This is a genomic window from Halarchaeum rubridurum (genome assembly GCF_014647115.1).
GTDB classification, from domain to species: domain Archaea; phylum Halobacteriota; class Halobacteria; order Halobacteriales; family Halobacteriaceae; genus Halarchaeum; species Halarchaeum rubridurum.
Map to the genome: position 1 here is coordinate 96,741 of NZ_BMOO01000001.1, position 14,966 is coordinate 111,706.

Annotated in this window: 17 protein-coding genes; 7 read left to right on the plus strand and 10 right to left on the minus strand. The window is 71.4% G+C overall.

Annotation, left to right across the window (positions count from 1 at the left end; translation table 11 throughout):
- Positions 1 to 2 precede the first annotated feature (2 nt).
- The 3 genes from IEX84_RS00525 to IEX84_RS00535 are packed head-to-tail and all read left to right on the plus strand — an operon-like array spanning position 3 to position 1,530.
- Positions 3 to 635 (plus strand): hypothetical protein, encoded by a 633-nt coding sequence (locus tag IEX84_RS00525; RefSeq protein ID WP_188869027.1) that lies wholly within the window; start codon positions 3 to 5, stop codon positions 633 to 635.
- On the plus strand, positions 632 to 1,288 hold the full coding sequence (locus IEX84_RS00530) for a hypothetical protein (protein WP_188869028.1): 657 nt from the start codon (positions 632 to 634) through the stop codon (positions 1,286 to 1,288). The genes IEX84_RS00525 and IEX84_RS00530 overlap by 4 nt, the downstream gene beginning before the upstream one ends.
- 41 nt (positions 1,289 to 1,329) lie before the next feature.
- A complete protein-coding gene (locus tag IEX84_RS00535; protein ID WP_188869029.1) occupies positions 1,330 to 1,530 on the plus strand; it encodes a dodecin in 201 nt (66 codons plus the stop codon).
- A gap of 311 nt (positions 1,531 to 1,841) precedes the next feature.
- Here IEX84_RS00535 and IEX84_RS00540 read toward each other — a convergent pair whose 3' ends face one another.
- From IEX84_RS00540 to hisD, 4 genes are all read right to left on the minus strand, one after another.
- Entirely contained in the window at positions 1,842 to 2,480 is a 639-nt protein-coding gene (locus tag IEX84_RS00540; RefSeq protein WP_188869030.1) for a hypothetical protein, read from the minus strand.
- A gap of 27 nt (positions 2,481 to 2,507) precedes the next feature.
- Positions 2,508 to 2,873, minus strand: coding sequence for a HesB/IscA family protein (locus IEX84_RS00545; protein ID WP_188869031.1), 366 nt, complete (start codon positions 2,871 to 2,873; stop codon positions 2,508 to 2,510).
- A 129-nt stretch (positions 2,874 to 3,002) separates the two neighbouring features.
- A complete protein-coding gene (locus IEX84_RS00550) occupies positions 3,003 to 4,730 on the minus strand; it encodes a sensor histidine kinase (RefSeq protein ID WP_188869032.1) in 1,728 nt (575 codons plus the stop codon).
- A 178-nt stretch (positions 4,731 to 4,908) separates the two neighbouring features.
- Positions 4,909 to 6,186 (minus strand): histidinol dehydrogenase, encoded by a 1,278-nt coding sequence (gene hisD / locus IEX84_RS00555; protein WP_407647581.1) that lies wholly within the window; start codon positions 6,184 to 6,186, stop codon positions 4,909 to 4,911.
- A 128-nt stretch (positions 6,187 to 6,314) separates the two neighbouring features.
- Here hisD and IEX84_RS00560 point away from each other — a divergent pair, with 128 nt between their 5' ends.
- Positions 6,315 to 7,757: an APC family permease gene (locus IEX84_RS00560; RefSeq protein ID WP_188869034.1), complete on the plus strand. Its 1,443-nt coding sequence runs from the start codon at positions 6,315 to 6,317 to the stop codon at positions 7,755 to 7,757.
- On the plus strand, positions 7,758 to 8,504 hold the full coding sequence (locus IEX84_RS00565; protein ID WP_188869035.1) for a universal stress protein: 747 nt from the start codon (positions 7,758 to 7,760) through the stop codon (positions 8,502 to 8,504).
- A gap of 395 nt (positions 8,505 to 8,899) precedes the next feature.
- Here IEX84_RS00565 and IEX84_RS00570 read toward each other — a convergent pair whose 3' ends face one another.
- The gene (locus IEX84_RS00570; RefSeq protein ID WP_188869036.1) at positions 8,900 to 9,142 is read right to left on the minus strand and encodes a hypothetical protein; all 243 of its coding nucleotides are present in this window, start codon (positions 9,140 to 9,142) and stop codon (positions 8,900 to 8,902) included.
- A gap of 177 nt (positions 9,143 to 9,319) precedes the next feature.
- Between IEX84_RS00570 and IEX84_RS00575 the strand changes: the two genes are divergently transcribed.
- A complete protein-coding gene (locus IEX84_RS00575; RefSeq protein ID WP_188869037.1) occupies positions 9,320 to 9,562 on the plus strand; it encodes a hypothetical protein in 243 nt (80 codons plus the stop codon).
- Here IEX84_RS00575 and asd read toward each other — a convergent pair whose 3' ends face one another.
- The 5 genes from asd to IEX84_RS00600 form a co-directional block, all read right to left on the minus strand.
- Positions 9,563 to 10,594 (minus strand): aspartate-semialdehyde dehydrogenase, encoded by a 1,032-nt coding sequence (gene asd / locus IEX84_RS00580; protein WP_188869038.1) that lies wholly within the window; start codon positions 10,592 to 10,594, stop codon positions 9,563 to 9,565.
- 48 nt (positions 10,595 to 10,642) lie between these two features.
- A complete protein-coding gene (locus IEX84_RS00585) occupies positions 10,643 to 10,822 on the minus strand; it encodes a 30S ribosomal protein S17e (protein WP_188869039.1) in 180 nt (59 codons plus the stop codon).
- A gap of 24 nt (positions 10,823 to 10,846) precedes the next feature.
- A complete protein-coding gene (locus IEX84_RS00590; RefSeq protein WP_229732276.1) occupies positions 10,847 to 11,704 on the minus strand; it encodes a beta/alpha barrel domain-containing protein in 858 nt (285 codons plus the stop codon).
- Positions 11,697 to 12,722: a 2-phospho-L-lactate transferase gene (gene cofD, locus IEX84_RS00595; protein WP_188869040.1), complete on the minus strand. Its 1,026-nt coding sequence runs from the start codon at positions 12,720 to 12,722 to the stop codon at positions 11,697 to 11,699. The genes IEX84_RS00590 and cofD overlap by 8 nt, the downstream gene beginning before the upstream one ends.
- A gap of 61 nt (positions 12,723 to 12,783) precedes the next feature.
- Positions 12,784 to 13,623 (minus strand): DUF7537 family lipoprotein, encoded by an 840-nt coding sequence (locus tag IEX84_RS00600; RefSeq protein ID WP_188869041.1) that lies wholly within the window; start codon positions 13,621 to 13,623, stop codon positions 12,784 to 12,786.
- 90 nt (positions 13,624 to 13,713) lie between these two features.
- Here IEX84_RS00600 and IEX84_RS00605 point away from each other — a divergent pair, with 90 nt between their 5' ends.
- Complete coding sequence (locus IEX84_RS00605; protein WP_188869042.1) at positions 13,714 to 14,958, plus strand: HD domain-containing protein; 1,245 nt, start codon at positions 13,714 to 13,716, stop codon at positions 14,956 to 14,958.
- Positions 14,959 to 14,966 lie beyond the last annotated feature (8 nt).

Genomic DNA, 14,966 nt, shown 5'->3' on the forward strand with positions numbered 1-14,966 from the left:
CCATGGACGGGAAGCGACTCGGTCGAGTGTTGGAGACCGAGCGGACGAACGCCGCGCTCTCGTGGGCGCTCGTCGCGCTCGTCGTCGCCGTCGCCGGCGCGAGCGTCTGGGAGGGGGACGTCACGTGGAGCGCGTTCTGCGCGGGCGTCGCGGCGCTTGCCGTCGTCCCGCCGGTCGCCTATCGGAGCCACCGCGTGATGCTCCCCTGGGAGGTGCTCGTCGTCGCGTTCCTCCCCGTCCTCGGGCACGCGCTCGCCACGTGGTGGCTGACGAGCGCCATCGCCACCTACCTCTCCGTGGCCGCGCTCGCGCTCGTCCTCGTCGTCGAACTCGACGTCTTCACCGCCGTCCGCATGACCGACCGCGTCGCCGCGTTCGTCGTCGTCGTCGCCACGATGGCGCTCGCGGGCCTCTGGGCGCTCACACAGTGGCTCAGCGACGTCTACCTCGGGACGACGCTCGTCTACGTCGCCCGCCCCGTCACACCCGCCGTCGACGCCGCCTCACTCAGCGCGCTCATGTGGGACTTCATCGCCGCGACCGCCTGCGGCGTCGTCGGCGCGGGTCTCTTCGTCCTCTACTTCCAGCGCCGCGTCCGCGCCGACGAACGCGTCCCCGCGGAGGTGGCCGAATGAGGGTCCGCGACCGCCTCGGCATCTCGAAGCGCCGGCAGACCCAACTCGCCCGCGTCCTCCAGCTCTGCCTGGTGGGGTTCGTCTTCGTCGGCCTCTACGAGGGGCAAGTCGGCGTCGTCGTCAACGCCGCCGTCGGCCTCGGCGTCTCGTACCTCCCCGCGGTCCTCGAACGCGACTACGGCGTCCCGATGGACCCCGCGCTCGTCCTCTGGGTGACGCTCGCCGTCTTCCTCCACGCCCTCGGTACCGTCGGTATCCCGGGCACCGGCTCGTTCTACAAGAACGTCTGGTGGTGGGACCACCTCACGCACACCCTCTCCTCCTCCGTCGTCGCCGCCGCCGGCTACGCCGCCGTCCGCGCCATCGACGAGCACACGGAGGCCGTCTACTTCCCGCCCGCGTTCCTCTTCGCCCTCCTCTTCGTCATCACGCTCGCCTTCGGCGTCTTCTGGGAGGTCATCGAGTTCGCCATCTCCGAGGTCGCCGCGCTCGCTGGCATGACGAGCATCCTCACCCAGTACGGCGTCACCGACACAATGCTCGACCTCCTCTTCGACACCGCGGGCGCGCTCGTCGTCGCCGTCGGCGGCACGACGTATCTCTCCGGCGTCGTCGACACGCTCGCCGCGCGCCTCGACGCCCGCGAGGAGTGAGCGGCGGCCACGTTTAAGACCGCCGGGGATGAAGAACCGGTATGGTCTACAAGAAGATCGACCTCGTCGGGACCAGCACCGAGAGCTTCGACGACGCCGTCGACGACGCGCTCGACCGAGCCGAGGAGACCCTCGACAACGTCTCGTGGGCCGAAGTCGTCGAACAGCGCGTCGGCATCGAGGGCCGCGACGACCGACAGTACCAGGTCGAAGTCGAAGTCGCGTTCGGCCTCGACGACTGACGCACCAGCGGCCGTTTTTCGCCGCCGACGTGAGCCGACGAGGAGCACGCCCACGGGTCGTGCCTCCCCTTCGTCGTTTCGTAGTTCCTCGCTAGCGCTCAGAACTGCGCTGCTCACGCCGCACTCCGCTCAGCGTTCGCGTCGTTCGTTGGCCCTCACGTCCGTTCGGCCCCACGCATTACTCACGGGTCGTACCTCCCCGCTCGCCCTTCCGTGGTTCCTCGCTGGCGCTCGGAACCACCGCATTACTCACGGGTCGTACCTCCCCGCTCGCCCTTCCGTGGTTCCTCGCTGGCGCTCGGAACCACGCATTACTCGAACCCCCGCCCTCCGCTCACGTAGTCGGGGCGCGTCGGCGGCTCCGCCTCGTCGCCCCCCTCCAAGACCGGGAGGTCGAGGATGCGGTAGTAGGCGCGATAGGCCCGCGCGACCGTCGTCGTGACGGCGCGGACGGCGTCGTCGAAGTCCTCGGCGTCGAAGCGTCCGCCGGGGAAGAGTCGGCGATGGACGTAGAAGTCCGCGAGCGCGCCGTTGCGCGTGTAGTGGGGTTCGTAGACCGCGTCGACCGTCTCGCACTCCGCCTCGATGGTCTCGACGGCCTCGCGCATCCCTTCGGCCTCGTCGACGACAGCGCGCGCCGCGACGTGGCGCTCCGGCTCGTCACCCTCATCGTACGCAACGTCGCGCGACGCGTACTCCTCCACGTCGGCCTCGCCGAGCTCGAAGGCGAGCGCCTGCACGGGCGAGTGGTGCGAGGTGACGTAGAGGTACTCGCCGTTCGGCGGGCCGTAGACCAGGAAGGGCTCGTCGTCGGCGGTCGTGAAGCGATAGCCGCGACACTCCGCGCCGTGGCGGTCCGTGAACGACTCTAAGGTGCCCTCGTGGGTGTGGCGGGCGGCCTCGGCGTAGCCCGCGACGGTCCCCAGGGCGTCCGCGCGCGTGTTGGGCATACCCCCGGAAGGGGGAGCGCGCCTAAATCAGGTACGGAAGGATTCGCCGCAGCCGCACTCGGCCTCGACGTTCGGGTTCGTGACGTCGAAGCCGGCGGCTTGCAGGCCGCTCTCGTAGTCGAGTTCGCTGCCGGCGATGTACTGCTCGCTCGCCGGGTCGACGAAGACGCGCAGCCCGTGGGACTCGACGATGGTGTCGTCCTCCTCGGGGGCGTCGTCGAAGCGCATCCCGTAGGAGAGACCTGCGCAGCCGCCCTGCTGGACGAAGAGGCGGAGGCCCGCGACGTCCGTGTCCAGCCCCTCGCCGTCGAGCAGCGAGAGGGCCTGCTCGGCGGCGTCCTCCGTCACGCGAACCGTCTCGGACGGTGACCCGCTGTCGGCAGTCGTGCTCATACCCGTGGCAACGTCGCCCAGATGGTTAACTGTGGCGTCGGGGTGGGCCATCCGCCGGTACCCCGGACGGGACCCGGAAACCGGCGCGCCACGCGGAAGCCGCGACCCCCGACGGATTGCGCGAGGGCCTCACGACCGCCGGACCCGCCCGGCGTCGCGCGCGTCGACCGGCGTCGTCTCGGGGAGCCAGAGTCTGACGGTCGTCCCGTCGGCCGTCGCGTCGAACGTGACCTCGCCGCCGAGGCGTCGCAGACACCAGAGCACTATCCACAATCCGAGCCCGCTGCCGTGTTCGAGGTCGCTCTCCGTCCCGCTCGTCAGCACCTCGATTTCGGCCTCCGGAATACCCGGTCCCTCGTCGCGCACCGCGACCACGACCGCGTACTCGTCGCCGTCGGCGACCGACGCGTCGATTTCGACGGCCGGGTCCGGTTCGTTCGCGTGCTCGACGGCGTTCTCGACGACGTTTTCGAGCGCGAAGGCGAGGTGTCGGCGGTCGGTCGTGACGTCGAGGCCATCGGGGACGCGGGCCGCGAGCGCCGCGCGCGCGTCGAACTCTTCGACGACGCCCGTGACGACGTCGTCGACGGCGACGGTGCTCACGTCGAGGTCGCTACTCCGGAGACGGTCGAAGCGTCGGGCCTTCTCGCCGATGTCGGCCAGCGCCTCGCTGCTCTCGCGGGCGTTCGCGGCGAGCGTCCGGACCTTGGGGTTCTCGGCCTCGTCCTCGATGACGGCGGTCGAGCCGAGGACGGTCGTCAGCTTGTTCCGGAGGTTGTGCCGGAGGACGCGGTTGAACACCTCCAGGCGCTGTTCGTTCTCGTGTTGGGCCGTGACGTCGCGGAACAACAGCGTGTGGCCGACGACGGTGTCGCCGGAGACGAGCGGGGAGCGGTGAACCGCGAAGACGTATCGGCGGTCGTCGGTCGTGACGTCTATCGAGCAGTCGTCGCCGTCGCGGAGCGCGTCGAGGTCGACGTCGAGGGCGTCCGCGGCGTCGCGGCCGACCGCGTTCGCCCCGTCGTCGAGGAAGACGTCGAGCGCGGCGGCGTTGGCGTCCACTATCCGGCCGGCGTCGTCGACGACCACGACGGGGTCCGGGAGCGCGTCGATGGCCTGCTCGTCCGCGACGCGGCCGGCTTTCGGGCTCGCGTCGAACATCTGCTTGCCGACGAACGCGTACGCGTCGAGCGCCGCGTGCGGGAGCGAGAGCGGGACGGCCCAGATGAGCGTCGAGGCCGGCCCGAGGTCGAGTATCCACACGGCGAAACCGATGCCGACGGGGACCGTGCTGAGCGCGACGGCGACCGCCTCGCTCCGGTAGAGCGGGCCGTAGCTCCGAATCGTCTCGACGAGCAAGTAGACGCCGACGGCCACGTACGCCATGTCGAGCGCGAAGACGGCGAGCGCGCCCGACTGGAGGGTGTAGTCGAGGGCGACGACGCCGAGGACGCGAACGAGGGCGAAGTCGCTCCAGAAGAGCCCGTGGTACGACGACGTGAGGAGGAGGAGGCTCCCGGCGAACGGCGGAACGGCGAGCGCGGCGAACGCGGACCAGCGGTTCGCACCGACGCGGCCGGTGTATTCGAGGGCGAACCCGAGGAAGAAGTAGCCGATCCACACGAACGCGAGGACGCTCATCACCTCGAAGGCGACGCGCCACGCGGGGACGGTGACGAGCATCCCGACGCTGTAGGAGAGACAACCGAGCGACTGCGCGGCGAGCGTCGTGACGAACCAGTCGACGCTCGGCCGACCGCGGTGAGCGAGGAGGTACGCGGTGAGCAACAGGAGGGAGAACGCCGCGGCGAACGACCCGACCGCGACGAGCGGAATCGACAGCGAGAGCGCGTTCATCGCGGACGGCCCGCCGACCGACCGGCCCTGGGTGTTCGCGTGGTCGTGGTCACACGTATCGACGTACGAGAGACCACCGACGAGGCGGGCATAAGCGTTCGGGGCGCGGCGGGACGGGAGCGGGGGGAGAGCCGGACGTCGGGACGCGAGCGGCCGTCCGCGCCGGACGCGTGCCGCGTCACTCCTCGTCCGCGAAGCGCGCGTCGACGCTGTTCGCGTGGCCCTCCAGCCCCTCCGCGTCCGCGAGCGTCGTCACCGTCTCGCGGAGGTCGGCGAGCGCGTCCCGGTCGAGGCGCTGGACGGTGCTCGCGCGGAGGAAGGTGTCGACGCTCAGCCCGCCCTTCACGCGCGCGCCGGCGTTCGTCGGGAGGACGTGGTTCGTCCCGGTCGCGTAGTCGCCCGCCGCGACGGGCGTGTACGGCCCGAGGAAGACGCTCCCGGCGTCGTCGATCCGGTCCAGAATCGCCTCGTCGTCGTCGGCCTGAATCGAGAGGTGTTCGGCCGCGTACTCCTCGGCGAACAACACGGCCTCGCTCATCGAGCGCGCATAGAAGACGCCGCTCGCCTCCGAGTCGAGCGCCGCCTCGATGACGTCCGCGCGCTCCCGGCCGTCGAGGCCGGCTTCGACGGCCTCGCTGACCGCCGCAGCGACGTCCGCGTCGTCCGTCACGGCGACGACGGACGCCTCCGGGTCGTGCTCGGCCTGCGCGAGCAGGTCCGCGGCGACGTACTCGGGCTCGCAGGTGTCGTCCGCGAGGACGCAGACCTCGGAGGGGCCCGCGAGGAAGTCGATTTCGACGTCCCCGCGCACCTCCGCCTTCCCCGCCGTCACCCACTTGTTCCCGGGGCCGACGATGAGCTGCGTGCGATCAACCGTCTCCGTCCCGTACGCGAGCGCGGCGATGGCCTGTGCGCCCCCCGCAGCGTACACCCGGTCCGCGCCCGCCGCGTGGCAGGCCGCGAGCGTCACGGGGTGCATCTCCTCGGCGGGCGGCGTCGCCACCGCCACCTGCTCGACGCCCGCGACCTTCGCTGGCACGACCGTCATGACGACGCTGGAGGGGTAGGTCGCCGCCCCGCCCGGGGCGTACGCGCCGACGCGCTCCACCGGCCGGAACCGTCGCCCAAGTTCGCGACCGTCGACCGTCTCCGTCCAGTCCTCGGGGAGTTGGCGCTCGTGGAACTCCCGGACGTTCTCGATTGCCGTCTCGATTGCCGCGCGGACGTCGTCGTCTATCGACTCGTAGGCGCGCTCGGCCTGGTCCGTCACGTCGATGTTCCCGACCTCGACGCCGTCGAACTCGCTGGCGAACTCGCGCAGCGCGGCGTCGCCCTCCTCGCGGACGCGCGAGACGATTTCCCGGACGTCGTCGCGGACGGCGTCGACTCCGGCGTCGCGCTCGAACAGCGCGCGCCGTCGCGCCGGCCCGATATCCGCGAGCGCCTCGGCTTCGATGGTCATACCGGATACGTCGAGGGGGCGGCGGTAAACCGTTACGCTACCGCCGAACGCGCGCGGCGGCGCGCGGGCTCGGGGTCGGCGGGCCGTCACTTTCTTCGGCTCGGCGGCCGCGCCAGCCCACCATGGGAACGGCTGACGAGAGCGGGGGGACGAACGCCAACCGGGCCGGGGAGTCGCCGGCGCAGGTGGGCCGCCCCGAGACGGTGACGGACGAGACGACGGTGACGGAGGAGGGGACGGAACTCGAACGCTCGATCGGCCTCGCCGGCGGGGTGTCCATCGGCGTCGGGACGATGATCGGCGCCGGCATCTTCGTCTTCCCGGGGCTCGCCGCGGGGCGCGCCGGCCCGGCCGCCGCCGGGTCGTTCGCAATCGGCGCCGTCATCGCCCTGCTGGTCGCGCTCCCCGCCTCCGAGTTGGCGACCGCGATGCCGAAGTCGGGTGGGGGGTACTACTTCGTCTCGCGGGCGCTCGGCGCGCTCCCCGGCGCGGTCGTCGGCATCAGCATCTGGCTCGGCCTCGTCTTCGCCACCGCGTTCTACCTCGTCGGCTTCGGCAACTACGCCGCCGAGATGCTCCAGCAGGCCGGCATCGGCACCACGGTCGCCGGCGTCGGCGTCGTCACGCCGCTCGCGCTCGTCTTCGGCGTGCTCCTCACGCTCCTCAACCTCGTCGGGACGGAGAACGCGGCGAAACTCCAGAACTACGTCGTCGGCCTCCTGCTCTCCATCCTCGTCGCTTTCCTCGGCTACGGCGGCCTCGACGCGCTCGGCGTCTTCGGGGCGCAGACGACGCCCGAGGCGTTCGCGCCGTTCGGCGTCGCGCCCGTCTTCACCACCGCGGCGCTCGTCTTCACGTCCTACCTCGGCTTCGCGCAGGTGGCGACCGTCGCCGGCGACATCAAGAACCCGGGGCGGAACCTCCCGCTGGCGATGGTCGGGAGCGTCCTCGTCGTCGGCGTGCTCTACGTCGCCACCATCTTCGTGGCGACGAGCGCGATGGGGTCCGCGGCGCTCCGGGACGCCGGCGAGACCGCCATCGTCAACGTCGCCGACCAGTTCCTCGGCACGGCCGGCGTCGTCGCCATCCTGCTCGCCGGCCTCCTCGCCACCGTCTCGTCCGCCAACGCCTCCATCCTCTCGACGTCGCGCGCCGTCTTCGCCGTCAGCAAGGACGCGCTCGTCCCGGCGTTCGCCAGCCGCGTGAACCTCGAATACGGGACGCCGCACGTCGCGCTGGCGATGGCGGGCGGGCCCGTGCTCGTCCTCGTCGCCCTCGGCGAGACCGAGGTGCTCGCCGAAGTCGCTTCCTTCCTCCACCTCGTCATGTACGGCCTGATGTGCGTCGCGCTCGTCGCCATGCGCCGGAACGAGCCGGAGTGGTACGACCCGGACTTCCGCGTGCCAGCCTATCGGGTCGTCGCGGGCCTCGGCGCGCTCGCGAGCTTCGGCCTCATCGCCTTCATGCAACCCGCCTCCCAGCTCATCGGCGTCGCCGTCATGCTCGCGGCCGCCGGATGGTACAAGTACTACGCGAGCGACGTGACGCTCAAGGGGGTGCTGTAGATGAGCGACACCGACACCGCGGACGACCTCGCGATTCGCGAACCGCCGACGGTGCTCGTGCCCGTCGAAGTGCTCGAAGGGGAGTCGATCAGCGAGTCGCTCGCGGCGTTCCTCGCGCCCGCGCGCGTCGTCGTCCTCGGCTACCACGTCCTCCCCGAGCAGACGCCGACGGAGCAGGCGAGCATGCAGTTCGAGGACCGCGCGCGGGAGGCCGTCGCGGACCTCGCGGCCGTCTTCGAGGGCGCGGGCGGCGGCGTCGAAACGCGCGTCGCGTTCACCCACGACCGCGAGCAGACCGTTGAGCGCGTCGCGAGCGAGGTCGGCGCGACGGCCGTCCTCCTCCCGAACCCCGTCGGGGCGGTCTCGGACGTCCTCGTTCCGTTCCGCGGCGCAATCGACCGCGACCGTCTCGCGGACCTCGTCGCCACGCTCCTCGCCGAGGGCGACGGGACGGTGACGCTCTGGGGCATCGAGCGCGAGGGGTTCGACGCCGCCGGGACCGTCGAGCACGCCCGCGAGAGCCTCCGCGAGCGCGGCCTCGACGCCGCACGCATCGCGAGCGAGACCAGCGCCGCCGAGTCGCCAATCCACGACATCGCGGTGCGCTCCGCCGACTTCGACGTCATCGTCATGGGCGAGGGCGAGGAGTCGCTCTGGGCCGCACTCCTCGGCGACGACCCCGAGCGCGTCGCCGAGAACGCGGTCGCGCCCGTGCTCGTCGTGCGCGAACGCGAGGACGGCGCGTAGTCGCCGCGAGCGGGCGGGGGACTCCGGCTCCGGAGGGACACGGGCGAATCGACGCCGCTCCGGGGCCGATGGCGATGGCTCGTGGGCGAACAGGTGCGAGTCGGCGAAGCTGACGCTCACGAACGGGAGAGATGTGCTGCCCGGAACACTAACGACCGGCCTCATCCCGGGGCGGCGTGCCGCGTCAGCCGGGAAACCCTCGTGCCGGGCAGGATCGCCGCGGGGTCAGTTGGGCCCCGCGGGGGGCGTGACGTGCCCTACGCGCGCGACTCGCGTCGCGGGTATGCCGCGCGCCCGGGTTCTCCACGCGTCATCGCGCCCGGAGCGGGTGGGCTCGGGTGGGGACTTGAGGCGCGCGAGAGGACGTAGGGGAGGCGTGCGTTTGAGGGCTACGCTTACGCCCGCGCGTCGACGTCGCGCGCGTCCTCGTCGAGCTGGTAGACCTGCTCGCGTGTCTCGCAGACGCCGCAGACGCACTCGGCGTAGCCCGCGTCGGCGAGCTCGGCGAGGGCGTCGCGCGCTTCGTCCTCGTCGATACGGGCCTCGCTCGCCACCTCGGCGGGCGAGAGGGGCCCACGGTTGTCGAGGACCACGCGGGCGAGCTTCGCGTGGCACGAGAGTTGGACGGTGCCGCTCATACCGCGATCTTGCCGATGCCCGCCAAAAACCCTTGCCTTACCGGCGAGGACGGCGTCTGCCGTCGGTACGGGCGGTGCTCGCGGCTATCGTCGCTCGGGCACGTCGCCGGTAGACGTTCGTCCACCGTCACCGGACCGACGCAAAGCTTGATAACGTATGACACGCTATAGTGAGGCATGGAACAGAAGGTGCTCAACGTTGACCGCTACGTCCCGAGCGACTACCTGAAGCGCAAGCTCCTCTCGGGGGAGATCGAGACGCTGACGCTCCACGAGCGCGTCGCGGACCCCGGCGACACCTTCGAGGTACAGGGCGCGACGTTCGAGATAACGCGGGTAGAAGTACGCGACGCGGCGGACCTCGACGTCCCCGACGAGGACGGGAACGCCGTCGTCCACTTCTTCGAGCGCGTCGCCTGACTAGAGCCAGCCGTCGCGTTCGAGCAGCTCGCCGTTGAGCACGGAGGCCCCCGCGGCTCCGCGGAGGGTGTTGTGCGCGAGCGTGTTGTACTGGACGCCCGCGGGCGTCTCCTGCACGCCGCCGGCCGCGACCGCCATCCCGTTCCCGAGGAACCGGTCGAGACGCGGCTGCGGGCGGTCCGGCTCGTCGAAGGACTCGATGAGTGGGTCGGGCGCGCTCGGGAGGTCCTGCGTCGCCGCCTCGTCGAAGGCCTCGTAAATCTCCGCGACCGTCGGGTCGTCGCCGAGCTCCGCCCAGACGTTCTCCAGGTGGCCGTCGAGCGTCGCCACGCGGTTACACGACGCCGACACCTCGACGTCGTGCCACTGGACCTGACTGCCGTCGAACTCGCCGAGGAGTTTCCGGCTCTCGGTCTCCATCTTCTCCTCCTCGCCGCCGATGTACGGGATGACGTTGTCGAGGATTTCCATGGACGTCACGCCGGAGTAGCCCGCACCGGAGACGGCCTGGAGCGTCGAGACGTGGACGCGTTCGAGACCGAAGTCCGTGAGCGCCGCGAGCGTCGGGACCATCGTGATGGTCGAGCAGTTCGGGTTCTTCACGAGCGCGCCGTCCCACCCGCGCTCGTCGCGCTGGACCTCGATGAGGTCGAGATGCTCGGGGTTGACCTCGGGGATGACGAGCGGGACGTCGTCCGCGTTGCGCTCGTTCGAGGAGTTAGAGGAGACGACGTAGCCCGCCTCGCAGAAGTCGGATTCGACGCGCTCGGCGACCGACGACGGCAGCGAGGAGAATATCAGGTCGACGTCGTCCGGGACGGCCTCCGGCGTCGTCTCGACGACCTCGACGTCCGCGACCGCGTCCGGGATGGGCGTGTCCACGCGCCACTTCGCGGCCTCGCGGTAGGAACTCCCGGCCGATTCAGCCGAGGCGGTCAGGGCGGCGATTTCGAACGTCGGGTGGTCGGAGAGCAACTGGATGAACCGCTGTCCGACGGCACCGGTCGCTCCGAGTACGGCAACGCGTGTCATTACCTCACGGAAGACGTGAGGGCGACAAAGTGGCTTCGGTTTGGGCGCTCAGTTACGCTTGTGCGTGATGTAGCCCGCGATTCGGTTGCGGACCTCCTTGGACTCGATGTTCGTGAGCTCGGAGACCGCGTCCTTGTTGTGTTCGAAGTCCTGGCGGCTGAACGCGTCCGGGTATCGTTCGAGGAGGATGTTCCCCGTCTTCTTGACGTAGTCGGGCTTGATGGCCATGCTCGGCCGTTCGACCGGCGAGCGTTAAAACGTTCTGTCTTCGCCTCCCGGCCGCGCGTCCGCGCGTCCCCCGTCCGACCGCGACGTCTCCGCGAACCACTCGACGACGGCGTCGCGCACGCGCTCTCGGACCGCCCGGTTGTCGCTCGGCCGGCCGAGCGAGACCGCGTCCGCCCCGTACGCGAGGTACTCCCGAACCGTCTCGCGGTCCCGGACGCCGTTATTGGCGATGAGGAAGCCGTCGAAGGCCGCCCGAACGCTCGCCACGACCCCCTCAGAATCCATCGCGTCGACGTGCAGGACGGCCGCGCCCGCGTCGTCGAGGGCGCGCGCGAGCGCCGGGAGGTCGACGCCCGGCACCTCCGCGCGGACCTTCACGCTCGTCGTCGCACCCGTCTCGCTCGCGGCCGCGACGACGTCGCACAGCCGGTCGGTGTCCGCGAGCAGCGTCTCGCCCGCGCCCGCCGCGCACATCTCCGATTGGCGACAGTGGGCGTTCACCTCCAGGACCGCGTCGCGCTCGGCGCAGACGCGCGCGACGGGCCGAATCGCGCCGGGCGTCGTCGCGCGGACGTTCGCGCCCGCCGCAATCGGCGCGTCCGCGAGGCGGTCGAGTTCGGCCGCGACGAACGCCACGGGGTCCGCGGGGAGGAACTCCGTGCGGTTCCGGTCCGCAGCCATGCGTTCCGCCGCCGTCCGCGTCGGGTCGTCGACCGCGATGCCGCCGAGGAACGCGAGGCCGGCCTCGCCGCTCGCTTCGCGCGCCCACGCCGCGTCCGCCTCCCCCGAGAGGCTGGCGAGCGCGACCCGGGGGTGGAAGTCCACGTCCGCGTCCGCTCCTCCCTCCGCGTCCGCCCCCGTCCCCACACGTCCGCTACCCATCGACGGCCTCCAGCGCGTCCGCACAGGCCCGCGCGACCCGCGCCGCGTCCGCGTCGTCGTCCATCCGCGTGTCCGTCCGCACGACGTGGCGGTCGAGTTCCGTCCCGTCCTCGGTGTCGAGCACGAACGCGTCCGCGAAGTCGTAGACCGCGGCCACGCCCGCCGTACTCGGCTCGCGCCCCGTCGCGCGCATCAGGTCGTCCGCCGGCCCGCTGAACACCTCGTCCTCCACGAACGGCGACACCGCGACGACCGTCGTCTCGTGGAGGGCCTCGCGCACTCCCTCGAGGGCGAGTAGCGGTCCGAGGCTCGTCACGGGGTTCGACGGCCCGACGACGACGGGCGCACGCAGGGCCTCGCGGACCGCGTCCGTCGGTTCGGCGTGCGCCGCACCGCGGAACTCCACGTCCGCGACGTCCACGTCGCCGCCCCGACCCACCCAGAACTCCTGGAAGTGCATCGGGCCCTCGTCACCGCTCGCTCGTTCCGCCTCGCTACGCGACACGTGGACCAACGTCGCCACCGGGTCGTCGCTCATCGGGAGGAGCGTCACGTCGAGGTCGAAGGCGTCCGCGAGCGTCCGCGTGACCTCGGTGAGGCTCCGACCCTCGTCGAGGAGGCTCGTCCGCAGGACGTGGACGGCGCGGTCCCGGTCCCCGATGGTCATGAACTCGCGCGCGGCCGAGAAGCGCCGCCAGCGCGCGATGTCGCGGCCCGCGGTCTGCGCCGCGGCGTCGAGGTAGCGCGGCCCCGCATCGAGGCCCGCGCGGTCCGCGAGGCGGTCGAGTTCGTCGTGCGTCTCGTGGGTGTCGCCCTCGATACCCCACCAGAACTCGCGGTCGAGGACGCCGCCGCGGTCGAACAGCACCGTGTCGAGGTCCGGCGAGACGAGGAAGCCACCGAGCTCGACGTCGTCGCCCGTGTTGGCGACGACGGTCGTCTCGGCCGGGTCGAAGACGCCCGCCGCGCCGGCGAGGAGCTTGGGGGTCCCTGTCCCCCCGGAGAGGAACGTCGGCATGGGTTCGAAGAAGGAGGGGTGGCTGGTAAACGCTTGCGTCGGCGAGCGGGGACGGGACCGACTACGCCGTCGTCTCGTTCGTCGACGTCGTGGTCGTCGTGGTCGTCTCGTTCGTCGTCGTGGACGTCCCGTTCGTCGTGGTCTCGTTCGACGCCGTCTCGTTGGCGAAGCGCTGTTCGGCCTGGCTCAGCCACGCGGGCGTCGGGTCCGTCGAGCCGATCTCGGTGTAGGTGCGCGTCGAGTCGAGTGTGGCCCGCTCGGTCGCCACGTGGAACTGCTGGCGCTCGACGACCCCGTCGCTCGTGATACCGAGTCGGACGGTGACGTTCGCCTCGCTCGCGTTCCCGAACGCCGAGGTGTTGGCGATGGGGAGCGTCGCGGGGTGGGCGACGTACGTGTGGAGCGTCGAGCCGTCGAACTCGGTCGTCCCCTCGTACGTGAAGTCCGCGCGCTCCGTGAGCGAGGCCACGCCGGGCGAGACGTACGCGCTCGCGTTCGCCGAGCGGAGCGCGCCCTGCGCGAACGCCGTTCGGTTGCCGGTGGTGATTCGGGTGTAGGCCGTCCCGTTCGGACCCACGTACACCTGGCTGTCCTGGGGCCCCTGCACGATACGCAGGGAGTACGCGCCCGTATCGAGGTCCGCGCGGACCGCGGTGAGGCGCGAGGCGGACTGCCCGCTCGCGTAGCTCGCGCTGGACTGGAGCCGGTACGTGAAACTCCCCGCGTCGCGGATCGTCGCGGCGTGCTGCTGGTCTATCTGCGTGCCGTTCAACGGTGTCTCGTAGGGTTGGGCGGTCGTCGCGTCGTCGCTCGCACCCTGCGGGCCTGAGAGCGCGCTACAGCCCGCGAGGGCGACGAGTACGACGAGACAGCAGGCGGCGAGGGCTCTCGTGTGGCGCACGCACCCGACTCGGGACGCGCCCCGGTATAAGCTGTCGGTCCGCGCGGTGCCCCCGGCGGTTTTTGTAGGGCGGCGCGCGAACCACGACTCGTGACGACGATCAAGGACAGCGTCCACGACCACATCGAGGTGCACGGCGTCGCGGACGCCCTCCTCGACACGCCGCCCGTCCAGCGCCTCCGGCGCGTCCACCAGCTCGGCACCGCGAGCCTCGTCTACCCCGCCGCGAACCACACGCGCTTCGAGCACAGCCTCGGCGTCTACCACCTCGCGGGCGAGGCGCTCGACAGCCTCGACGTGGACGGCGTCCGCGCGAAACGCGTCCGCGCCGCCGCGATCCTCCACGACGTCGGTCACGGGCCGTTCAGCCACGCCATCGAGGGGCTGATCCACGACCGCACCGGCAAATATCACGACGACGTCGACGACCTGCTCGCGTCCGGCGACGTCGCCCGCGTCCTCGACGAGCACGGCCTCGACCCCGCCCGCGTCGCGGCGATGGTGCGCGGCGAGGGCGACCTCGCGGGAATCGTCGCGGGCGAACTCGACGTCGACCGGATGGACTACCTCGTGCGCGACGCCCACCACACCGGCGTCCCCTACGGGACCATCGACCACGGCCGGCTCGTCCGCGCGCTCACGCGCCACGAGGGAACGCTCGTCCTCGACGAGGGGAACGTCCAGAGCGCCGAATCGCTCCTCCTCGCGCGCGCCCTGATGAACCCCACCGTCTACAACCACCACGTCGCGCGTATCTCGACGGCGATGCTCCGCCGCGCCGCGGAGCGCCTGCTCGCGACGACCGAGACGACGCCCGCGACCCTCCGCCGGATGGACGACCCCGCGCTCCGGACGGCGCTGCGCGACTGCGAGGCGAGCGCGAGCGTCGCCCGCCGCCTCGACCGACGCGACCTCTACAAGCGCGCCGTCTGGGCGGAGATGGCGGACGTCGCGGACGACCCGTATGCGGACGACCCCGTCCTCGACGCCGAGCGGGGCGAGATACGCGGGTACGAGCGCGAAATCGCCGCGCGAGCCGGCGTCGAACGCGACGCCGTCCTCCTCGACGTCCGCGCGCGCCCGACGATGCGCGAATCCGACTCGCGCGTCCTCGTCAACGGCGAGGTCCGCAGACTCGACGAGCAGTCGACGCTCGTGCGCGCCCTCCAGATGGCCCAGCGCGAACAGTGGCGACTCGGCGTCTACGCGCCCCCGAGCGACGTCGACGCGGTCGGGCGCGCCGCCGTCGACGTCCTCGGTCTCGACATCGACGGCGCGCTCGTCAACGAGACGACGCGCGGGCAGTACAACCTCGGGGACTTCGGGGAGAACTAAGCCCGTCG